This is a genomic window from Micromonospora sp. NPDC047762, from assembly GCF_043204655.1.
Classification (GTDB): domain Bacteria; phylum Actinomycetota; class Actinomycetes; order Mycobacteriales; family Micromonosporaceae; genus Micromonospora.
In genome coordinates, this window is record NZ_JBIDCQ010000010.1 from 266,002 (window position 1) to 288,019 (window position 22,018).

The 22,018-nt window shown below is 66.6% G+C and carries 17 protein-coding genes; 6 read left to right on the forward strand and 11 right to left on the reverse strand.

Translation table 11 applies throughout. The features are described from left to right. Nucleotides 1–421: 421 nt before the first annotated feature. The 4 genes from ACGF3C_RS28120 to ACGF3C_RS28135 form a co-directional block, all read right to left on the reverse strand. Nucleotides 422–1,735, reverse strand: coding sequence for a hypothetical protein (locus ACGF3C_RS28120; protein ID WP_393226623.1), 1,314 nt, complete (start codon nt 1,733–1,735; stop codon nt 422–424). Between the two features lie 60 nt (nt 1,736–1,795). Then, nucleotides 1,796–2,962, reverse strand: coding sequence for a hypothetical protein (locus ACGF3C_RS28125; protein ID WP_393226624.1), 1,167 nt, complete (start codon nt 2,960–2,962; stop codon nt 1,796–1,798). Further along, nucleotides 2,959–6,537, reverse strand: a complete 3,579-nt coding sequence (gene pglX / locus ACGF3C_RS28130; RefSeq protein ID WP_393226626.1) for a BREX-2 system adenine-specific DNA-methyltransferase PglX — start codon at nt 6,535–6,537, stop codon at nt 2,959–2,961. The genes ACGF3C_RS28125 and pglX overlap by 4 nt, the downstream gene beginning before the upstream one ends. Before the next feature lie 72 nt (nt 6,538–6,609). After that, nucleotides 6,610–6,849: a winged helix-turn-helix domain-containing protein gene (locus tag ACGF3C_RS28135; protein WP_393226628.1), complete on the reverse strand. Its 240-nt coding sequence runs from the start codon at nt 6,847–6,849 to the stop codon at nt 6,610–6,612. 317 nt (nt 6,850–7,166) lie between these two features. On the opposite strand from ACGF3C_RS28135, the gene ACGF3C_RS28140 reads away from it, so the two are divergent. Together ACGF3C_RS28140 and ACGF3C_RS28145 are read left to right on the forward strand one after the other, a co-directional pair. Further along, nucleotides 7,167–7,460 carry a DivIVA domain-containing protein gene (locus tag ACGF3C_RS28140; RefSeq protein ID WP_393226630.1) on the forward strand — a complete coding sequence of 98 codons (294 nt, stop codon included), beginning with the start codon at nt 7,167–7,169 and terminating at the stop codon, nt 7,458–7,460. Further along, complete coding sequence (locus ACGF3C_RS28145) at nt 7,457–7,711, forward strand: hypothetical protein (RefSeq protein ID WP_393226632.1); 255 nt, start codon at nt 7,457–7,459, stop codon at nt 7,709–7,711. The genes ACGF3C_RS28140 and ACGF3C_RS28145 overlap by 4 nt, the downstream gene beginning before the upstream one ends. A gap of 63 nt (nt 7,712–7,774) precedes the next feature. Here the strand turns inward: ACGF3C_RS28145 and ACGF3C_RS28150 are convergent, their stop codons facing one another. Then, entirely contained in the window at nt 7,775–8,665 is an 891-nt protein-coding gene (locus ACGF3C_RS28150) for a hypothetical protein (RefSeq protein ID WP_393226634.1), read from the reverse strand. Nucleotides 8,666–9,155: 490 nt separating this feature from the next. Here ACGF3C_RS28150 and ACGF3C_RS28155 point away from each other — a divergent pair, with 490 nt between their 5' ends. Further along, nucleotides 9,156–9,443, forward strand: coding sequence for a hypothetical protein (locus ACGF3C_RS28155; RefSeq protein ID WP_393226636.1), 288 nt, complete (start codon nt 9,156–9,158; stop codon nt 9,441–9,443). A 25-nt stretch (nt 9,444–9,468) separates the two neighbouring features. Continuing rightward, a complete protein-coding gene (locus ACGF3C_RS28160) occupies nt 9,469–10,113 on the forward strand; it encodes a hypothetical protein (protein ID WP_393226638.1) in 645 nt (214 codons plus the stop codon). On the opposite strand, the gene ACGF3C_RS28165 is transcribed toward ACGF3C_RS28160, so the two are convergent. From ACGF3C_RS28165 to ACGF3C_RS28185, 5 genes are all read right to left on the reverse strand, one after another. Further along, nucleotides 10,110–11,129, reverse strand: coding sequence for a hypothetical protein (locus ACGF3C_RS28165; RefSeq protein WP_393226640.1), 1,020 nt, complete (start codon nt 11,127–11,129; stop codon nt 10,110–10,112). The two genes, ACGF3C_RS28160 and ACGF3C_RS28165, sit on opposite strands and share 4 nt — an antisense overlap. 524 nt (nt 11,130–11,653) lie before the next feature. Continuing rightward, nucleotides 11,654–16,075, reverse strand: coding sequence for a BREX system serine/threonine kinase PglW (gene pglW, locus ACGF3C_RS28170; RefSeq protein WP_393226642.1), 4,422 nt, complete (start codon nt 16,073–16,075; stop codon nt 11,654–11,656). 77 nt (nt 16,076–16,152) lie between these two features. Continuing rightward, the gene (locus tag ACGF3C_RS28175) at nt 16,153–17,028 is read right to left on the reverse strand and encodes a hypothetical protein (RefSeq protein ID WP_393226644.1); all 876 of its coding nucleotides are present in this window, start codon (nt 17,026–17,028) and stop codon (nt 16,153–16,155) included. 13 nt (nt 17,029–17,041) lie between these two features. Beyond that, nucleotides 17,042–19,231, reverse strand: a complete 2,190-nt coding sequence (locus ACGF3C_RS28180; protein WP_393226646.1) for a hypothetical protein — start codon at nt 19,229–19,231, stop codon at nt 17,042–17,044. Between the two features lie 77 nt (nt 19,232–19,308). Continuing rightward, nucleotides 19,309–20,097 (reverse strand): hypothetical protein, encoded by a 789-nt coding sequence (locus ACGF3C_RS28185; protein WP_393226647.1) that lies wholly within the window; start codon nt 20,095–20,097, stop codon nt 19,309–19,311. Nucleotides 20,098–20,265: 168 nt separating this feature from the next. Here ACGF3C_RS28185 and ACGF3C_RS28190 point away from each other — a divergent pair, with 168 nt between their 5' ends. Next, on the forward strand, nt 20,266–20,793 hold the full coding sequence (locus tag ACGF3C_RS28190; RefSeq protein WP_393226649.1) for a hypothetical protein: 528 nt from the start codon (nt 20,266–20,268) through the stop codon (nt 20,791–20,793). A 115-nt stretch (nt 20,794–20,908) separates the two neighbouring features. Beyond that, the gene (locus ACGF3C_RS28195) at nt 20,909–21,649 is read left to right on the forward strand and encodes a Crp/Fnr family transcriptional regulator (protein ID WP_393226651.1); all 741 of its coding nucleotides are present in this window, start codon (nt 20,909–20,911) and stop codon (nt 21,647–21,649) included. A 16-nt stretch (nt 21,650–21,665) separates the two neighbouring features. Here ACGF3C_RS28195 and ACGF3C_RS28200 read toward each other — a convergent pair whose 3' ends face one another. Beyond that, entirely contained in the window at nt 21,666–22,004 is a 339-nt protein-coding gene (locus tag ACGF3C_RS28200) for a hypothetical protein (RefSeq protein WP_393226652.1), read from the reverse strand. Between the last annotated feature and the right edge of the window lie 14 nt (nt 22,005–22,018).

Genomic DNA, 22,018 nt, shown 5'->3' on the forward strand with positions numbered 1-22,018 from the left:
GCTTCTGCGGCTTCGCATTGGTTGACGCAGGTTTCTGCGGCTCTGGAACGGACGGCTTCCACGGCTCGGGAACCACTGGCCAGATGGGGTCGGCGTGCGTGGTCTTGGACAGTTCGCCGTGGCAGCTTTCGCATATCGGGGCTGACCAGTCCCATTCAAGGGTGGCGACTGTCTGGGTCGTCGTATCTCGGCCGCAGCGGCCGCACGGAAACGTCACAGCTGACTGGAGCCGGTACTGCTGCAGCCGCCCCCGGACAGGAAGCATTTCCCTAATGCGCCAGCCGGACGGGATGTCTCTCACTACCACCGCTCCCTCCATCCCGGCCGGCCGCTGAGACCGGCTTCACGGTGAGGACAGTTCAGGTCCCTTCAGATGACGCAGGTGCGCACCGCCGTCACACCGCCCGGCGCGCGGCGTCCGTCAGGCAGCGACTGCAGGAAACACTACGAGTGATCCGTCGCTGCTTCGTTCGATCTCAATCGCCACGTCGGCTCGGTGGTTCCACACGTTGAGGCCGTCGCCCAAAGCCCGCAGGCGGTACGCCGCCTTGAGTAGCTCGTCGACCTCGCCCTGCGTGAACATGATGTTTCGGATGCCGCTGTGACGCTTCAGCTCCACCGACGACAGCCGAAGCAGAACCGAGTTGATGCCTGACTCCAACTCGTCGATGCGACGCTCATCCTCCTGCAGGCTCACGACAAAGCTCTTGAATGGGTTGTCCGCACCCGCCAGCTGGGCGTGCTCCACCGCTTGAAGCACGAGCACCCGGCGTTTGAGCGCGATGGCGAGTCGCGCCAGTTCCACGTGGGCGCGGAACGCACCGCCTTCTTCGTTGATGCCGTGGAACGCCTTCGTCAACACGCTCAGTTCCATCGGGCCATCGGGCAGCGCCGCAAGCGCCTGCTGCCACTTCGTCAGCCGACGCTTGGTTCCCTCGATCGCTGTGTTGATCGCGTACGACGAGGAATCCAGCCCCAAGGACAGGCCAACGCGGCCCTGGTCCAGGAGGACCGACGTTGCCTTGTCGATGGCGTCACGGCAACCGTCCAACGCATTGCGTTCTCTTTCCAAGCTGTCTTCGTGCAACTGCTCCAGGAGGTCGGTGATTCGCTCGATAGCCTGCTGACGTTGGTGATCGGCGTAGGCGCTGACGCCGACCGCGACGGCCATCAACACGAGCGGCGCGGCCACCGTCAACGCTCCGGCACCGGCCGCAGCCACACCAGCGGTGGCGGCTGAGCCGGTCGCCGCCCCGGCAACAGCGGTCTTGCCGGCGACAGGCACGAAGGTGGCCTGGGCGGCGATGCCGGTCGAGTTGACCAGGGCGCCGTGAATGCCTCCCGCGGATGCCTTCGAGGCCATGGGTCGCACGAGTCCCTTACCGACCTGTGCAGCGACCTTGGCCGGCACCACCAAGCGGTAGAGCACGTCACCCGAGGTGGCGGCATTCAACGTTCTGGGCGCTGAGGCCGCGGTCTGAGTGACGAGGTGCGACAGCTGTTGAGCGAGCGGGCTGGTCGCGTGCAGCGGAATCCCGCTGGTCCGGTCGCGTCTGGTCGAGATCGGATGGGCCTCCAGCGTGGCGATGGGGGCAGCCACGAGTGCCGCCAGGGCCGTTCTCAGCTCGGCGAGCCGGGCCGGCGTCATACCATCCGCACCGAGCACGTCGGGCACACTCGCCGCCTCCGTGGCGAGCGTCCACACCGGCACCTGCGCCGTGTCAACAGTGGTCACGTCTTGTTCCCTCCCCGAACTGACAGCACCATCGCCGCGGTTGCGACACCAACAGAATCCTCAGGGCGCAGATCGAAGCCCGGTCGTCCAATCCGCTAGGCCCTCGCCCTGGACCAGGACGACCTGGTTCTCAGCGCAGATGTCGAACCAGGCCTGGTCCGAGCATCTCGACACGACCAGCACAGGCGTCGCTTCGACTCCCCGCGTCGCCAGGCGGTGACGGTATTCGAGGACCTGACCGAGGCCCAGCCGCAGCTGCTCCACCTCGTTGCCCCCGACCACGCTCATGAACTGACGCCCATCGGCATCCCGCCACGCCAGATCCACCAGTACGTCGTGCAGTCCCGCACCAGCCCGTATGCCCTCGGCGCTGAGGTGATCGATCAGCGCCCGGCACAGCCGATCGTGCTCATTCACCCCGGCCCGGTAGGCGTCCGCGTCGAACGACCGCTGCGCCGGCAGGTCGACCGGCGCAGCCGACCCGGCGTACTCCCGGTCGAAGCCCCGCTCCCCGCCGGTCCCGGCGGGCACCGCATCGGAGATCAGGGCCTCGGCGGCCCGCCAGGCACGGCCGGCTACCTCGGGTCGATACCGGCTCTCGAACGGGAACGGGCCGGCCGCCACCCAGGCGTTGAGCATCCGGGCGGCGGCCATCACGGGTGGCTGCCGGAGCAGCCACAGCGCCGTGTCGATGTCGGGGCAGGTGAAGAGCAGCTTGTCCTCGGCGAAGGTCTTCGTCCGGTCCTCGCCCACGTCGATGCCGCGCCGTACCCATTCCTCCAGGTCCGCCGTACCAGCGTCCATGGCCAGGCCGATCGGTGCCGCAGCCACCCGCAGCCACACTTCCTCGCCCGACTCGTACACGCCGAGGGTTTCCAGCACTCCGACGGTCAGCCGCAGCAGCGAAGCGTGGCCGCCGCTCACCCGCGACAGCAGCCAGTGCGTGCCGGCAGTCGGTGCCGCCTCGGGCACCGCCATCCGGGCCACCCACCCCGCAAACGCCCAGGCGGCGCGCTGCGGCTCGTCCAGCCCATCGGCCCAGTCACCGTCGAAGGCGGCCGGCGACGGGTCGAGCGGCGCTGGCTGCGGGTCGGCGAACACCCATGCCGCGAGTTCGGCCGGCTGGGCGTGCTGCCACAGCCGGGAACGGCGGGCCGCCAGGATTCCGGTCAGTTCCTCGACGTCGTCCGCCGACCACAAGCCGATCGGCACTGACTCGGTCGTCACGCCTTGGCCTTGCGGCCGCGGGTCGCCTTCGGCGGGCGCCACGACTCCAGCGCCTCGTCGGTGAGGTGCAGTCGGTTGGTGGTCTCGGCGAGGAAGCCGTCGTAGATGTCCGCCGGCGACGCACCCCACTCCGGGTCGAATTCGCCGTGCCACTGGCGTACCCAGGGAAGGATCTCGCGCAACCCCGCGACCAGCGGCAACAGCCGGTCGTCTGCCCAGCCGTCCTCCTGCTCGCGGGCCACGATCAGGGTCGCCAGGGCCTGGGCCTGCTCGCGGTGGTCCCAGCCGGCCCAGCCGACCAGCAGCGACGGGTCACCGTCGCGACTGGCACCGGGGTACGAGACGAACCGCTCCTTGGGTACGTCGAGCTTGCCCCGATGCTTCCAGAAGCTGCTCTTGAGGAAGTCCGCCGAGGTGTACTTCGGCGGCACCGGGATGCCCTTGCGGAACTCCCGCTTCGCCGCCTCGTCGGGCAGCGCGTCCTCCTGCCGTTGCAGGTCCCACACCTGCTCCCAGTCGGCGCGCTTGGCCAGCCCGGTGTCCTTGTAGCGCTGCGCGGCCAGGTGCGGCACATGCTCGTCGGCGACCAGGTCGGCGATCACCTTGCCGAGATCCTGACCGGGCGCGTAGAGGTTGGCGACGCTGAGCACGTCAGCGTCGCGGCGCAGTTCGTCGGCGAGCTGCGCGGTGGTGAGCGGGCGTGGCTGTTCGAGGCCGTCAACGTGCTGGTACCACAGCTCACGCGCCTCACACCGGTCCAACAGCCACTCGCGCAGCGCCTTCTGCTGCATGACGTCCCAGCCGTCGGTGGCCCAGCGCCGCTTGCACTCCGGCCGCTCGATCAGCCCGATGTTGCGGTTGCCCTCGATGATCGCGATCCGCCGCTCCACGACCGCCTTGTACTCGTCCGACCAATGCGCCGGCAGCTCCGTGATCGGCGTCGACTTGTGCCGAGCGAACCACTGCGTCTCCGCCTCACCGGCAGCGACCTTGCGGGCAAGCACGATCTCGAACGCCCGCTGCCCGAGGCTGAGCATCGGCGGCCGGATGTTCTCCGGGGCGGTCAGATCCTCGTCCAGCAGCCCGTAGAGCGAGTAGACCTGCCAGTCCAACTCCTCCTGCAAGGAGATCATCTGGCCTCGTATGGCGTGCCACTCGTAAGCGGCAGGGTCCAACCGCTCGCGGGTGGGAACACCGGAGGCCGCGACCGCCGCCGGGCTCACCGTGGCGAGCCGCTGCGCGAGGCCGTCGATCTCCCGACTCAGTTCGAGGGGGTACGCCGATGGCAGCGGAAATTCCTGCAGCTTGGTGCTGGTAAATTCGTAACTCCAGGACCAAGGCTGGTCGGCACGCCCACCGCCTGAGTTGTTTGCACCTCCCTTTTTTTGACTCACCTGCTTCAGCCAGAAGCAGGCAACCGAGCTGGCGAGTGGGCCAAGCAGTCTAAGGTGATCGTCCTCCGATGCCCCCTCCGCGAGTTTGATCACGGGCGCGGAGCGATTGAATACCTTGCCACCTCGATCCAACACAAAGTGATTGTGGGATGCGACGAAGGCCGTTACGATCGATAGAGGAATTTTGTAGCGCTTGGCAAAAAACATGCTGTGATCAAACCATCGCAATCCTCGCTGTTCGGGTGTCTGTTCGAAGTCAACGCGTTGCCGCAGCAAGGTGCGGCTACGCCAGTAGAATTCTTCCTCCGCAGCGCCAAGCGCCTTCGCAACACCCGACCGATCATAGGGGAACAGGGTCCAAGTGGGCGCGTCGAGGTTGAAGTCGCGAACGTCTTCGCCGAGAACCACAGGAACGGCGCCACCGGTAAGCTCCCGCGTCATCACAGTCGCGCCTGTAACATAGAAAGCCTCGTCAAGCCCTGTATGGGTTGTCCGTCCGGTCACCTCAATCGCCCCCCTGAGGCGAGCGGTCTGGGCCTCGATCGCCGCGAGAAGGGCGCTGGCGCCACCGCCAGAAAGGCTCCACGGAAATCTAGCCAGAGCACCTCTGGGGAGGTCCGCAACACTGACCCATTCGCTGTCCGATCCCGACAACGCGACCTGGTCCTTGATAGCGCTCCAAACGAATCCAGCCGCTGGATCCTCCGGCACTCCCGGCTCTCCCCGGATGCCTAGGACCGCGCGCACCATCTCTTGGCGGTTACGACTCCGGTTGCGACCGATCAAGAGGATCGTTGGTGTGCCATGACCAGGAATATAGGCACCGGAAGTATCGATAACGTGCGTCAGTTCGACGTCGTGCGCCAGGAAGTCCTCGATCAGCTTCTTGCCGAACTCACGCTTCATAAAAGAGTTGGCAGTGATTTGACCAACATAACCAGCGCCTTGACCGTTGCCGTCCGATGGTATCGCCAGTTCGAAAAAACGCTGCGCGAATGGAATCGATAGTGCGTATTGGCGGTGGCAGACCTTCGGGTAGGCACGGCGGTAGCGCCGATTGGCAGCTTCATCTCTTGGCGTGATGTACGGCGGGTTGCCAACGACGACATGCCACCGACCCTGCTCCAGGATGCCTGCGTGTTCCTGCACGTCCTCCATGGCGTAGTTCGAGTCGATTAGCTCGCCCTGCTCGTCGATGAATGCACGCTGCTCACTTCGCTCAAGCGAGTCGCCGACCGCCAAGTGCAGCGGATATGCGTAGCCGGCGGTGTCGGCGAGTGTCTTGACCTGGCATGCTCGGAGGGCGGCTACCAAGAGGCGGAAGCGGGCGATCGCTATCGCAAACGGGTTTATGTCGACGCCGTGGACGGCGTCGAGGGCGAGGCGTACTCGCTCGTGCGGGTCGCGGTTGGGGGCGTGCTGCTCCCACTCCTTCAACAGCCGGTGGAACGCACCGAGGACGAAGTGGCCTGAGCCGCAGGTGGGGTCGATCATCTTGACCACGTCGTGGCCGAACTCGGCGATCGCCGGGCTGAGGGTCAGGTCGAGAATGAACTCTTCGACGAACTCCGGAGTCTGGAGCAGAGCGTAGGTCTTGCGGGCCGCCTCGGAGAGGTCCTGGTAGAGGTCACCGAGGAAGCGAGTGTCCCACTCCGGGTCAGTGAAGTCGTGAACCAGTCCGCCGGCCTCGCCACGCCGACGCCAGAGGGCGATGAGGTTTTTGGCCTCATCGTGCGACAGCGGGATCTGGTAGAGCGGGTTGTGCCGCTTATCGAAGAGTGACTTGCCGGCCTGCGTGCTGGCGATGGCGTCGTAGCCCTGATGCAGCCAGTCGCGGAGGGTCTTGTCGGGCTGGTCGCGGAAGAACTGCGCCTCGGCCTCCTCGGCGAGGACCAGGCGGTCCCCCGGGCCAGCCAGGTAGGGATCTGGCAGCAGGCCGTTGTCCTCGCTGAAGCGTACGAAGACGGTGCCGAGCACCCAGGCGACGGCGGCCTGGGTTACCCGCTCATCTCGCCAGGCTGCCCAGGTGGCGGCGGTGCGGCCGACCTTGAAGGCGTGGTCGTACTCGCTACGCAGTCGGAGGCGCACCTTCTCGACCGACTCGGCCTGCTCTCGCAGGTCTTTTTCCAGGTTCTTGACCTGCTTCTGCAGGTCGGACAAGAGCAGTTTCCGGTCGATCACGCGCCGACTCTAGTCGTCCCATGGGCGGGACGGGGGTACCCAATAGGCTCGTGTAGGTAGCCGGCCCGCTACCTACGGCTCCCGCATCCAGGTCTTCGGGTCTGTCACGAAGATGCCCTTGCCCTGATGGCGTCGGATGACGCGCAGGGCTTCGAGTCGCACGTAGACCATCTGGATGGTGGACGTGCCCACCCGGTAGTCCGTTGCCATCTGCGCGATCGGCGGCAACTTGTCTTCAGGCTTGAGCCTCCTCGCCTTGACTCCAGCGATGATGTCATCGGCGATGCGGATGTAGTCAGGTGTTGTAGGCATGGCGCTCCTTGCGTGGCTCGCCAATTCGATCACGAACCGCCCAGGAACGACAACACTCAGTGGTTGACTTAAACGACTAGGTCGTTACTCTTGAGCCTGAGCTGCTCCTCGCGTGGCAACGAGTTCGGCTCATCCCCTGGTCGGGGCGGGTGCGTGTGCCCGTCCCGACCCTCCGGACTGCTCTGCTGTCGTACCGCTGAATTGGGCTGCGGCGGCGGAGCGGGCGGGTCGCCCGCGGCCCCCGCGCGGACGGCCCGCCCTTCCAGACCCACCACAGGGACCTTCCGCGCTCCCGCCTGCCCTCAGAGAGGACCGTCGTGGCTCAGGTGTATCGAGGTGGCCAGCCCTACCCCGCCGGCTACCCAGGCCGGTTGACGCCGCACGAGGTGCGGACCCGCGAGTTCGCCGCCTGCCGGCGCGGCGTCGACCCCGATGAGGTACGCGAGTTCCAAGCCCGGGTGGCTGACGAGCTGGCCATGCTCAACGAGGCGGTACGGCTGCTCAGCCAGGAGAACGACCGGATCAAGCGGGCGCTGCGCGACTGGCAGACCATGCACGCCCGGGAGTGCTCGTCGGCTCAGGAGCAGAGCCGCAACTCTGGCCACTGGTGACCGCGCGCCTCTCCCCCGGCGACCTGCTCGTCATCGACGGCCTGGCCTCGGTGCAGTTCGCCGGTGACCGCGCTTTGACCTTTCGCGTCGTCTCAGTCTGCGACCGGCCGACGTACGAGGGCTGGGTCTGGTTGACCGGCTACGCCATCAACCGCCGAGGCAACGCGACCACCAAGCGCGAGGTCTTCGTCCAACTCGCTGGCCTTCGCCCTGCCGTGCCCGTCGCACTAACTCGCGGCGGAAGGCCTTGACCTCCGAAGCATCCGCTGAGCGCTGCCCGTCGCGCTCAGGACCACAGGCCGAAACTGACGGCGTCACGGGGCAGTTGGTGACTCCTTCCGCTGCCACCACGCAGTGAACAGGGTGGACACCTGGGCCTTGACTTCGTCCGCGACGAGCCCTTGGCCGTCACCCATGAGCGGCACGAGGGCGTGCTGGTAGACGCCCTGGTGTCGTTCGACCGACGGGCAGGCGAACACGGCCAACATCCGGAGGACGCGCACGGTGTCCGCACCCAGAAGGGGAAAGTGGGCGTCCAGGAGCCGCGCCAGGGCCGACCACACCTTGTCGACGACGAGGTCGACTATCGCATCCTTCAATCGCTCGGCGACGCCGGAGCCAAAACGCTTAGACAGCGCCGTCTTGAGTGCCTGCTTGGCTACGTCGGCGACAAGGCCGATGGCTTTGTTGACCTTCTCGATCAGTTGGATCAGCGCCACCAGCATGCTGCACCAGCCATGCCGGGCCAGGTCTTTCTTGATCTCTCTAGCGGTCTGCTTGTTACCGACGAGGGCGTCAATGCTGCCATCGATCTCGTGCCATGGCTTGTGCATGACCTCATTGGCGAGGATGTTCATCCGCCCGTTGTCGAAGGTCAGCGACGCCGGCTCACTGAGCTCGAAAGCACGCAGGCGGCTGCCATCAGGCGTGGGGCGAGGGTCGGTGCCCCACAGGTGGCCGGCAAGATCCAAACGAGCGAGGTCGACTGACTGCTGTCGATTGTTCGCGTTGAACCCCAGCCTCCCCGCCGAGGTCTTGCTCAGATTTCTCCTGAGCGCTTTTCGCCGCTCCTCGCGCACGGCCGGGGGCTTGACGGCGAGATCGACCCAACCACCCCAACCGTGCAGCGAGCCACCGCAACCGGAGCACTCGCAACCTGGGTTCTTGGCATTCGCGCAGTTCGCTCGATGCGTGTTCACAACCATCCACAGTCCGCCAATCGGCTCGCCGTCGCTTGGGGTGAAGCAGAGATAACCCTAAGTGCCTGGATGGTCGCCCCCAATCGGTCCCGTCACTGAAGATCGGGCATTTTGCCGCGCCAGCGGGACTGCACGGCTGCCAGTCAGGTGCGCACCTTGCCATGACCAATCGACGTTGTCGGATTCCTGATGGACGTGGTCGAAGAAATCTGCAGATTCGGGTGACCTACGAGCTGTCCATGCTCAACGCGGCGGTATGACTGCTCGGCCGCGAGATCGAGCGGAGCGATCGCTGCACGACCGGCAGAACATGCACGGCGGGTACCTAGCTGCTACAGGTCGCCACCACTCATCAGCCGCTGCGGCGGGACGACCACCAAGCGCGCGAGTTACCTACCAGAGCATTGGCCTGAGCCTGCCACCCACGACGCGCCACACCGCATTCGAACACCGCCTGCACTGCCGTAGCCGACCTTCAGACGGTATGAAGGTGGCCATGGAATTGACCGTCGAAGTCCAGGCTCCGGACAGCCCTGGCACACGACATGTCGCGGACAGTTCGCGGATTGCCGAACTCGCCGCCGCGATCGCCGATGTCACCCGAGGGCTGCCCGCGCAGCTCGATCAAGAGACCGGTCCGTCGCAGCGTTGGGACCTGGACGGTCTAGAGGTGACGTTCTGCCTCGACTTGCAGGCCGAGTCCGGGGTGGTGTTGGTTCGCGACGACGACCGCCATGCCGTGGCGGTGAAGTGCACATACAAGCGCGCGTCCAGGCCCTCCTAGGAATTAGTCGAGCATCGTGAAACGGATGCGGCTCTGGCTGGGCATCCTCGGTCTCGTCGCCACCAGCTACCTGATCTTCGATCCGGTGCAGCGGATCGAACTAGCCTGGGGGAAGCTGACGGAGTTCGGGCCGTATGCTCTCGTGGCTCTCGCCTTGGTCAACCTGGGACGGGCGGCCACGCGTTCCGCCGCGATCTTCGTCGGCCCCTTGACGTTGGCCGCGATCGCGGCAGCGCTGGTCCTGCGACCCGGCATCCGCCTGTCGCATCTGACGAACCTCAGCATCGCGGTGGCGTTCCTCGGCGCGGCCGCCCTGGTGGTGTCCACCTACGCCGAGGAGCGGTCGTGGGCCCGCGTGATGTGGACCGGACGGGTGTCCGCCCCAACGGCGCTACTTGGGGATATGCGTGCGGTCGCGGTCCTCGGCGAGGTGCGGCTAGACATGCTCGGCTCCGAGCCGGCCGGACGGCCGGTCCTCACCGCAGTGACGCTCGGCGGTCGAGTGGTGGTCGACGTTCCCCGCGAATGGCAGATCCTCGCCAGGCCACCCGCCCGTTCACTGCTCATCGTCCGCGAGTCTGGCCGTCGAGCGGTCGAGGGCGACGGCGGCCCAGACTTGGAGGTACGACTGCTCGGATTCGGCGGTGCGCTCGAACTCCGCCGCAGCTAATCACGCTGCGGGTGGACGTAGCTCAACCGCAACTGTTCCGCCGCCGGGGGTGGCTCGGGCATCTCGTCGCTGACTTCAAGGAACAACGACAACGCACGGTTCCGCTCGGCCTCGTGCTGTGTCGTCGCCGGAAGGTCGAGGTGAAGGCCCCGGATCATGTCGAAGCGATGAAGGTCGTAGGCGACCGACATGGCCAGCCCTTGGCTGCGCGCGGCAGCGATCGCCGCCCGGTACGCGGCCACCGACAGCAGCACAAGCACACCGGGCACCAGCAGCAGCCAGGTGTCGTTCGCGAACGCGACGAAACCTAGACCACTCATCACGAGAAAGGTGACAGCGAGATTGACCGATGCGTCCAAGCTGTCGCTGTCAGAGTTAAACTCGTCGGCCACCTTCTGACTGACGAACGGATAGAGCCTTGGCCACGACCTGAGGGTGTTCAGGGCATAGCGCTCACCTGCCACCCGTTCATTACGCCGCAGAGCGTTGCCGAGCATCGTGGGGAGCACTGGCTCGGGTCCGGGCGGGTAGGACAGCAGGGCTGCCACGGCTCGTTCCGCTCGCAGATTAAGCTTATGGACCCGTCGTTGTTCACGGACCTGTTGCCAGATCGGCTGCCGGGCAAGCTCGGCGTCACTAAGGTCCGGAATATCGGCATTAGCGGCCCGGCGCAGCCGGTCTCGTCGCTTCCTATGCGCCGCAGTGGCCAACCGGTAGGGCACAGCGCCCAGACGACTGTGCCAGTAACCCTCAAGGATGCGCACCAGTCGGATCTGAAAAGGCTGGATCACGGTGGTGAGGGTGATGACCATGAGCGCGAAGACGAGCAGGCCACCAGCGTCGGTCCGGAAGCTAGCCTGCCCGAACGCTCGCAAGGTCAGCGGCGGCCCGGTGTTGGTGAATGCGCCAATCGCCACGAGAACCCAGGCATATGCCACGACGATCGCGTTCGGGAGCAAACCGACGATCAGCAGTCGACCGAAATTCGCGGCGGTCGACGTGAACAGCGCGCCCAACCACACCGAACCTCACCCCAACTCTTCGTCGAAGGGACCGGGATAGTGCCGCCCATCATCAAGGTGGACGATTGACGCGGGATTGACGTGCTGCGGATAAACCAGAACCCGGTCGCACTCGTCGCAGCTGAACGAAGCAACGAAGACTTGGTCCACACCGGCAACGCGATGCGTCGGACAGCGAAGACTGGAGTTGGTCCCGCTTATTGGGCGACTTTTCCACGTGCACCCGGCAGCCCGGCACACATAGACGAACCTCTTGCGTGAGTTACCTTCGCCGGGCAGTTCCAGTCGACGCCCGAACCAGGAGAGCAACAGGCGGGAGATCACCAAGAACAGCGCTACCCATGATCTCACCTGGTCCTCCGGAGTGATCCGCTGATGACAGCGAGTGTGCCATTAGCATCTCGGAGGGGGAACGATCCGATCGGCTGACCGACCAGCCGTGAACGTACGCCTCGCCTGTCAACATCCCGACAGTCTTTGAAGCCGCAGGTCGATGCGTCTGCCCTGGGCTTACGCCGTCAAGCAATGACTGCGCTCCGGTGGGCGTTGACGACCCAGGCGTCCGGCAACGAGATCCACTCGTTGTCGCCCACCCGCACCACCGCACCGTCCAACTTCGGCAACAGCGCCGGATCCTCCATCGGGCAAAGCAGCCACACATCCCCCGAGCCACCGCGCGCCGCGTCAGCCACCTCGTGCAGCCGCTCCATCGCCCGGTACCGCGACAGCACCGCCGCGTCGTGCAGCAGCACCGGCCCATCTCCGGCCGCAAGCATGGCGTGCAGCGACGGCACGGTGAGCTGCCACGCCTGCTCGACGTACTCCCCCAGTTTGATCGCCGGCCGCGACCCCTCCTGGGCGATGTCCGCGCTGAGCACGGTCTCCCACGTCGGCTTTGGGCGGGCGTCGACCAGGGCGTGTAGGTGATCCAGGAAGCGGGCCGCCACGTTGACCGGTCGGGCGTCGAAGCGTCGGACCAACTCCTGCTGGGCCAGGTGGTACCGGTTGAGGCGTACCGTCAGCGCCCGGAACCCGCCCGCGGACCGCGCGCCGGCCAGCCGCTCCTCGGCGCGCATCGCCGCCGCCAGTTCCGGAGACTCTGCCGTCCACCGGCTCGGCGTGGCGGTAACCGACGGGCGCCGCTGGATGATCGACACCGAGGACGAGGCCGCGCGGGGCGGTGGCGAGACGTACCGGTCCCGGTCCCAGCGCAGCTCGAAGCCCGCCTCCGCCAGCAACCGGTCCAGTTTGGGGTGACCAGGCAGCGGGTCCAGCTCCGGGAAACGCGCGGTCACCCGGTCCGCGACATGCGTCGGCGTCAGCCCACGCCGGCCATCAGACGCGCTCGTCGGCGGCACCACACCGGCCTGGGCCAGCCGCAGCGCCCGCACCGGGTCGAGGTTGCGCGGGTAGAGTTCCAACCGCGCGGTGGCAGCGGCCCGCTCCGAGGCCACTGCGGCGAGCAACACCCGACGCCGCTCGTCGAACGCCTCGGCCGCACCGCCGGGCGCGGTCACGGCCGCGAGGGTACGGAGCACTGTTGCAGGGCTGGGCAGCACCTCACTCGCGGCGAGTTTGTCGGCGGCCTTGCCGAGCGCGTCGGCGTAGTCGAGCAGCGCCGGCGCGGCCGGGGTGTCCGGTGCGTCGTCATCGCTGACCTCCAGCGCCACCAGCAGCCGGTCGCCGCGCGGGTGTGGCTTGCCGTCGATGTCGGCGCGGGCGTGCCGGCGCAGCAGCAGACGCGGCTCGTCGGCGAGCGCGTCGACTTCCACGGCGGCGCGTACCGCCGCGACGGCCACCGCGAGACGCAGCGCGTCCCCGGTGCGCACCGAGCCACGACTGCTCAGCAGCGCCGCGGCGAGCTCGGCGACGCCCATCACCCGGCCGGCGTCGTGCAACAGCTCGATGATCTGGGTACGCACGCTGGCCACCACTGGGATCTCGTGCCAGCGTTTGCGCTGCTTGCCGAGGATCTGCGCGACCCGACCGGCGGTGACGCCCAGCGCGGTGGCCACCTGCGGCTGCTGCGGCCAGAGCTGCAACGCCGGCAGCGCACCTGACTCGTCGGGCAGGTGCAGCAGCAGCCGGGTGCCTTCGATCTCGGTGGCGTTGCGGCCGTTCTTCGCCGGGACGAGCAGTGTGGCGATGGCGTCCAGGCCGACGCGTACCAGATCGGTGTCGCCGTGGCCCGCGGTGGTTTCGGTGGCCGCTTCTTCGCTGGCCGCCCTGCGGGCGGCGGGCGTGGTGGGCAGCGTCTCCCGCTCCCCCAGGTGCTGCCGCCACTCCTTGACCCGACGTTGCAACTCCTGGCGGGTCTTCGCACCAAGACCGGGCAGGTGCGCGAGCTTGTTGGCGACGGCGAGCAGCTCACCGACGGTGGTGGCCTCCAAGCGGTGTGCGGCCGAGACCGCGCGTGGGGTGAGACCGGCCGCCTCCAGCGCGGTCGCCCGGGTGGCCTTGCCGGCGGCCTCGTCGCGGGCCACTGCGGCGACCTGCTCGTCCGGCTCGTCAACGTCCGGATGCTCGGTGCCGACCGGGGTGCTGGCGTCCGAGCGGCGGAAGACGTCCTGCCAGGCGTCGCGCAGATCCTTCAGCGACGCGTGGCGTTGACGGTGGTCGCGGTGCAGTGCGCGCTGGAAGAACTCCACGAGGCCGTCGCGGATCGCCGGGTCGAACGCTTCGGCGGCAAGCACCGGCGGGCCGTCGGTGAGTTGCGGTTCGGTGCCGCCGTCGCCCCAGACCGGCAGCTCTCCGGAGGCCATCTCGTGCAGGGTGACCGCGAGCGCGTACCACTCGGCGTGCTTGTCATAGACCGGGCGGTTGGCGGTGCCGAGAAACGGGTCCAGATAGCGAGGAGTGCCGGCGATGATTTCTTTGACCGAGACTCCGGCCAGGGAGAAGTCGAAGAGCACCAGCTGCCTGGTGCGGTTGGGCCGGATCCGGATCGCGATGTTGTCCGGCTTGATGTCGCGGTGGTAGACGCCCTCGCCCTCCAGGTAGTCGAGGGCACCAAAGAGGTAGTCGCTGTACGTCTCCAGTTCGTCGACAGTGAGCCGACCGTCGTCGCGCAGCTTGCGCGCCAGGGTGTGGTCGCCAGCGTGTTCCAGGACCACGACGGTGCGGTTGCCCAGTTGCAACGGCTCAGGCCGGGCCAGCCGGATTACCCGGGAGTCGGTGAGCGGGCCGAGGACCCGGGCCTCGTGAGCCAGCCGAGCACCCTTCTCGTCGGAGAGCCCGACCTTCAGGACCTCCTCCCGCCGAGTGCGCTCGTTGAAGCCAAGGAACGCCCGACAGGTCGATCCGGTGCCGAGGCGGCGGACGATCTTCCACTCTCCGACCCGGTCGCCCCCGCGCGCCTCCAGGGGATCAGGCTGCTCGGGCGCCGGCTCCTCCGGGTGCACCGAACCCGGTGGCGGACTGGTCAACTCGTCCTCGACGAGCTGAAGCATCTCGACGAAGTCGGCGACCGTGGTAAGCCGCTGGGCCGGAACCGGTGCGGTGGCGGCCTGGATCAACTCGTCGGCGAACTCACTGATGCCGTCGGCAACAGCGGCGGCCCGCAGACCGTTGTCCCGAGCCAACCGGGCCAGCAGCTCGGGGCGCTTCGTGGCCGGTGGCTGACCGGTCAGGACCAGGTACGCCAGTGCGCCGAGGCCGAAGACGTCCATCGCCACCGCGTCCGGCGTCGGCGCGGTCAACTCCGGAGCGAGGTACGCCTCCGCGGACCGCTCGATGTGAGCGGTCGCGTGTGAGGAGAGAGTCACCGGCTGGCCGCTGCTGCCACCAGCACTGTCCGCGCCTCGGGTCGCCGCCTGCCAGTCGCTGATCTGTAGTTGTGGTGTCAGCCATGCTTCGTCGTCGCTGCCACCACGCCGCACCCGGCCGGGGTTCACCAACACGCTGCGGGCAGAGAGCGCACGGTGGTGCAACCGCCGACCGTGTGCGTAGGCCACCGTCTCGGCGAGCTGGCGGATCATCGCGAGTCGGCTGAGCGCGTCCAGGCGGTCGCCGTACTGAGCGATGTAGTGGTCGAGACGCACCGACCGCGGGTCGTACCGGAAGATCAGCGCCGGGCCGGCCTCGTGCGACTCCATCGCGTCGACCTGCACGATGCCGGGGTGGTTGATGCCGTGCAGGGCCAGCATCTCACGCTTGGCGGCACGTTCGATGCTGGCCCGTTCGGTCTGCACGGCGTTGCGCTCGACCAGGTAGATCCTCACCCGGCGACGTTCGCGCTCCAGGTCGCGGTGCCGCGCCTGGTGGTCCTGCCAGGTGGGGCCGATGTCGAACGGCCGGGTTTCCAACTCCCACGCGCCGATCTGGTAGTGCCGGCGGCTACGGGCGATGCCCACGGCGTCGAGGAGGTCCGGCAGCGCCGCCGACATCTCCTTGGTGACCCGCTGCCGTTCGTCCTGCGGCGGACGCTGCAGCAGCGAGGTGATCGCCGGCAGCAGCCCCGGTTCGTGACCCGGCGCCGGCTCCGGGCCGAAGATGCCGTGCAGATGATGCTCCGACAGCTCTACCCGCAGGCCAGGCTTGGACAGAAACACCGCCGCCTGCACGAACGGGATCCTGACCGGCTGCCCCTTGCGTCGCGAGGCGGCCACCTGGAGCAGCGACTTGAGCTTCTTGGCCTTGGCGTCGGCCAGATGCAACGGGTTGTCGAAGGTGCGAGTGCCGTTCGGACCTTGGAGGATCCAGTTGGAGCCGCTGGATCGGAGCCGGCCGTTCAGACTCTTGATCTCGATGAGGTAGAGACCGCCGGGCGCGGCGACCAACAGGTCCACCTCGTAGGGGTGCCCGGTCTGGGCGGTGAAGGTGAAGTTCGACCAGGCGCGGTAGGGCTCACTGTCCGGCAGCAGCGCCTGGACGTGCGCCAGCGCCTCCCGCTCGTGCGCGAACTGCGACGGCGTGATCGTCGTCCACCGGCCCTCCTGCATGCCAGAGATCCTAGGGCGAGGTGGTTGCTGGAGGGCGGCCCGCCACCCCCTTCGGGGCGTTCCCGTCCGACCTTCCGTCACGGTCTACCCGCTGGCGGTGCTGGGTGCCGACCGTTTCCGTTCATCCCGGCAGCCTCAGGCGTCGGTGCGGTCGCCTCGTCCCTGAGGATGTCGTCGAGAAGCTTGATGATTTCTGCGGCTTCGTGCTCTTCCAGGGGCTGCCCGACTCGGCCGCTCCGGCGCAGGGCTTCCTCCAATTGAGCAGCCAGGCGCTCGACGTTCGACCGCTCCTCCTTCAGGACGAATGCGTCGAGGACGTTGGCGAGATCCTGATCGGTGAGGCGGAGGGCGGCGTGCGCCAGTGGGCTCGGGCGTAGGCGATCGATCAGAGCGATCCAGCGTTGAGTCAGCTGGTCGGTCAGTTGGATCCGCCGAATCCGCAACTCGTGCTCGCTCTCCTCCCTGAGCCGCTGCAGGTGGACGTGCCGGAGTTCCGCCTTCACGTCCTCGTCGAGCTTCACTCGCACCTCTGGCCTGCAGTGCAGTACGACACCCTGACGCTCGTAACGTCGACGAGCGCGAGAGAGCTCACGGTTGAGCTGAATCTCCAGGGCGCCCGCCTGGTGAGGATGGAAGTGCCGAGCGAGATCCGCCGCCTTGTGTTCAACGTCCCGTCGGGCCAGGTCGGCGAACTGCAGCGACCACGCGCCGAGCTGATCCTCCCGCAAACCTTCCGAATACCAGGTGAGAGCCACATGTATTTCGAACGAGAAGACATAGCCCCGAGCTGGCACGATGACCGGCCTGGGGTGACGGCGGCGTTGGGTGAGGTCGGGTGCTGGCGGTCGGTCCCAATAGTCGAACGCCGCTCGAAAATGGGTCAGCAGCCGGCGAATGGCGCTGGCCCCCTGGGGCAGTTCTGATTTTGGGGGGACCTGATTCTCGGCGGTCATGGTGGCTCCTGGATCAGGCGGGGGAAGTGGATGTCGGTGAGGCATTGGAGAGCCAGTAGTTCAGCCGGGAGCGGATCGCCGGTTCAGCGGCAAGCCTCATCGCGAGCGCTCGAACCGGCTCCCTGAGCCGGGCGTCGCTGGCACCACCGCGTAGCCAAGCCGCGAGGCGCCGCCACGCGGCGACGGAGCACCCGGGATCGAGGAGTACGACTCGCCACAATGTGGCCAACCGATCGGCCATGGATGGTTGGGCCTCCAGGAGAGCCACGAGCTGATCAACTCGCTCGGTGAGCGGCTCCTCCAACCAGTTCAGGAAGGCGTGGGTAGCACCCGCGCGGAGAGTGACGTCGTCGCTGTCGAGCCACCAGGAAAGGACGTTGACCGTCCATGCGCTCCCATACTTTCGAGACAGGTTCTCGATCGCGTCCGTGACGGTCCAAATGGACGACGCGTTGGCATTTGCTGCCACGGCAGTCAGGGCCCGTGCGGTCTGGAAGGGGTGACGTGGTGTGTAACCCATCCCCCACACCATCGCTGCGGTGTCCCGTTCGAGCGCCGACCTGGAGTGGGCGAGCCATTCGAGCTTCTTACCCACGTCTGCCCTGACCTGGGAGCTCACCGTCAATCCAACCGCCACCGCACCGTCCAGGTTTGCCGCGGAAGCCATGGCAGCTGCGGCTGCCTTCCGTCTCCCGCGCTTTCGATCCCTCGCCCATCGCCGGATCACCTCCTCGTAGACCTGCTCAAAGTCATGAGTGGCGAAGATCGCGGCGGCGACCGCGGCGCAATTGCTGAACCCTGGGGCAGGATGGGCGGCGAGTTCGTCGATCCACTCAACGAGGGCGGGGCGGGTGTTGTCAAAATCGTTCCAGGCAACGTCGAGGATCGCCCTCACCATCTCGGGCTTGATGTGGGCCACTCTCGCCGTCGTATGCGAAGACTCCCCCTCCGCGGCCCTGTCGTGCCAGTCCGCTCCGAGTTCCTGACCCAACAGAGCCGGCATGTCGTTGAGCAGCGCGGGCCGGCCGATAGCCGGCTCATTGAAGAGTCGATCGAGCTTTCCGAGCAGCAGACCAGCGCCCTCTGAAACACGCGCCATGGATTGTCCCGCGAACACGGCGTATGCGATCCGCAGCGCTCGTCGATGCTGTACGGGCCTGTTCTGAAAGACCGCTTCTTTGTCGTCGGGCAGCAAGAGGATCTGTCGCGCCTTGTCCCGGTACCGCTTGTTCTCAGATGGCAACAGCGCCACGACACCATTAGCGTCTGCGGGGAGTTCACGCGCGATCGTCTCCGCGTGTAGGACGCACTCACTCGGTCTCGTCAGCAGATCGAGCAATCTGCGCACCTCTGGTGTGAGCATCTGGACCGTGTACGCTCTCCCGCAGCTGCGATCACAATCGGTGCAGTTGCCAACGCATTTTTCTCTGAGGTAATACAAGAGATGCTGGCGGAAGACGTCAACGCGCGAGACTGATGAGTGGTGGAACACCTCCGCTCGGTGGCGGGATGCCTCGGGCTCCTCCGTGTCCCGGATGACGACCCCACTACAGTCATTTTCGTGGAACACCGCCTCGATAGATCGGACGGCGCTCCGAACCTGCCGGCCGCCAACCTTGACGATGTAACCAACACCTTTCTTCAGAAATTCGGGCTGCTCCCGGATCAATCGGACGTCGTCCAATCCGGGCGGTACCACGATCTCCATCACCTCGTCGGATCCAAGATGCTCTGCGAGAGCGACGCAGGCGGCGGTCGAACGACCGCTGCCCACCGGACCAGCAAGTCCCACTACTGGATAGCGGCGCAACCGATCCAGCAACTCACCGAAGTGGGCTGGCCGTACGAAGGTGTGGCGTCTCGCGGTCAGATCGCTGATTCGGTCGGCGAAGAACCTCGGCTTCGAGCTGCCCTGCCCGAAACTCAGATTTCCGATGACCGTTGCCCGATCACCGAACGCACTGGGACCAGCGTTGGTCAAGTCCTCGATCCGGAACTCGCTTCCCCGGCGCGACGTGAAGGAACGAAGGGTGGGATTGGAGCGGATGAAGTCGTCGGGCGAGTCGCGATCATCATTCCGCTCGTCGGAAACGTCTGTCGGGTCTTCCGAATCGCGATGGCCTCTGTCACCCGCGTTCGCCTCGCGTCTCGTGCCCTGCTCCGGAACAGGTGGCGACTCCGCGGGGTCCGGGTTCTGCGGCACAGCGGGTGCGGCCGGACCGACGGCTGGCTCGGCTGCGGGCGCCTGCGCCTGCACCGGCCCTGTTGCGGTCTCCGGGCTCACTGTCGCCGCTGCCCATCAGCGCGGGTAGCCTCCGCACCCCACGCTCGGCCATGATCGCCGAAGACGGTCGGGCCGTGGTTGACCACTGAGCCGAAGGCGAAGCGGCTTCCACTCGGCGGTTCGGCTTGTGCTCGCTCGGCACCGCTCCGGTCAGGCCGAGGGGCCGGTGTCGAGGCATCGGCGGATGCGATCGTCGTCGCGTTGACGTTCTCGTCGGGAATGAAGATCCAAGCCTCATCGCCGAACGATTTGACGCGAACGTTGACGCGACCGTAACGCTCCTTCCGTATCCCGCTGTACGACTGGCTCACCACGTCCCGGTAGATCGTCGAAGACACAATCATCGCTACCGCTGCCGCGGGGAACGACGCTAGCGCCTCCTTCAGCGCGGGCGCCTCTACCAGACGAGCCGCAGTCACCACTGCTGATCCGGCGTAGCCGTTCTCGGTCCTCGTCACAAGTCCCTGATGGAACGCGACCCGCATCCTCACCTGCGCGTGCGCACCGGCGTCGCGATTGTGGTCCCGGAGGATCCTGTCCATCGCGGGTACGAGGTCGGCAACAAGCCGAGGTTCAGGCGTCCCGAGGGGAAAGAGCGCGAGTTCCCCGTCCCCGGAAGATTGGATCTCCCAGCCGTCCCGGTCAAGGCCGCACTGCTCGGCCGCCCGCCGCATGAGTGGGCGAAAGTTCATCTGGGCGTTGACCTGGCCGGCGTCGTCGTGCCGGCTGTAGCTCTCCATGTCGACGAACATGATCAATCTGCGGTCTGGCTGCAGCGTTGCCATCTTGCCTCCTCACGCTCTGCGGTCCTGGTCATGTCACTTATAGCGATGGCCAGCCGTGGGAAACCCGTCGAAGTACGGGTTGTCAGGAAGTAGATGAGCATGTGTCGGATACGCGAGATCCCATACTCTTACGGACATCGTCCGCACCTTGTTGCCTTCACTGGATGCATGACCATCTCATCGCGCCACGTGAAATACCGACGGTCCGACGTGGAGGTAGAGCGGGCACTCGCCGCGACCCGCCTACACCAGGACGCCATCCGACATGCCGATGCCAAGATCTCTCGGCTGTTCGCCTTCCACGGCTCGGTGGTGGCCCTCATTGTCAGCAAGGCGCCGGCGGTCTTCCACGTCCTTGCGGATTTCCCCGCCCTCTCCATGGTCGTCAACGGAGTCGGCCTGCTCTTCGTGATCACTCTCCTGATCGCGGCGCGACACCTCGCCATCGGCTTTCGACCACAGACGTCCGGGCCTCCCTCGCCCAACAGGTTCGGGTTCCCGGCGTTGCGGGGCGCCCGCATCGCGCCGCCACGACTCGACGCCGGTCGAGAGGCCGCCGAAGCATGGTTTCTGGCTTCGGTCCTCGCAAACATCGCACTCAGGAAGCACCGGCGGGTGCAGGCGGCGTTGCCGTGGAGCGTGGCGGCGAGTTGCGCAGCCGCAGTTTGGCTGGCCACTGCCGTGTTGGGTGATTGAAAGAAGCGGTGCAGGGCTTCTCCGAGGATCCCGAATCAGAAATACTTGGATCCATTGACTGCCCGTGTCTCATCCGACATGAGCAGGGCTGCCCGCCGACGAACGGGGTGCTGAGGTGCGACACAGCTACGAGCAGCCGCCGACGAGCCTTCGCTGGCCTCCTGGCACACTGCTCGGCTCCCTCAGCCCGAAGACAAGAGCCAGCCTTCTCGCGTTGGGAACAACCGTCTCGGTTAAGGCCGGAGACCACATCTTGCGGGAGGGCACCACCGGTAGTCACCTGATACTGCTCAGGGAAGCCGTAACAAAGGTAACCGTCAACATGGCAGATGGCCGCCAAACGCTCCTGGCCATCCGGGTCTCCGGCGACCTGGTCGGCGAAATCTCCGCACTCAATGACACCCCGCGGACGGCCACGGTCACAACCTGCGGTGCGGGATTGGTTACCGTCATTTACAAGCGAGAGTGGCATCCGTTCCTACACGACCAGCCAGAGGCCGCGCTTGCCCTGGCGAGGACCACGGCAGCGCGGTTCCGGTGGGCGAACCGCCGCCGAGTCGACTTCACCGCCTACCCCGCAAAGATCCGCCTGGCACGGGTTCTGGCCGAACTCTCGACGGCGCACGGTGAGGCCATCAGCGACGGACGCACCGTCGGCGTGACGCTGACTCAGCCGGAGTTGGCGTCACTCTGCGGTGCTGCGGAGCCGACGGTCGAGAAGGCCCTCCGCGAACTGCGGCGGGCGGGAGTCATCCGGACCGGCTACCGGCAGATCGTCGTTCACGATCTGGCGCAGCTACAACGTGTCGGCCACCTGGGAAACAGCGGTCCACGCTGGTCCGCGAGTGCCAACTGACCCCCGTGCTCGCCGGTTAGAGGCTGTTGACGGCCTGGGAAACGCGCAGAACGGCATCGGCAACGGCGGTCACCGTTCCGGCACCTGCCAGCAGGGCCGGTAGCAGGCTGCGGATGCCCTCCACGTTGGGGCGTGGCTCGGCGGCGTACGCCGCTGCTGTGCTCGCCAACTGTGTCAGCCGTTCGGCCTCGCGAACCTCCGTCCGGTGCTTTGCGATCTCGTCGACGAGAGCGGCGACGAGCCCGGCGAGGTCCGAGCCTCGACTGAAATCGTTGCTCCGGTTGTGCACCTGCGCGTGGTCACCGAAGACGTTCGCCTCACCGTTGATGTCGCCGTTGAAGTTGAACTGACTCACTGACTCGTCCTTCC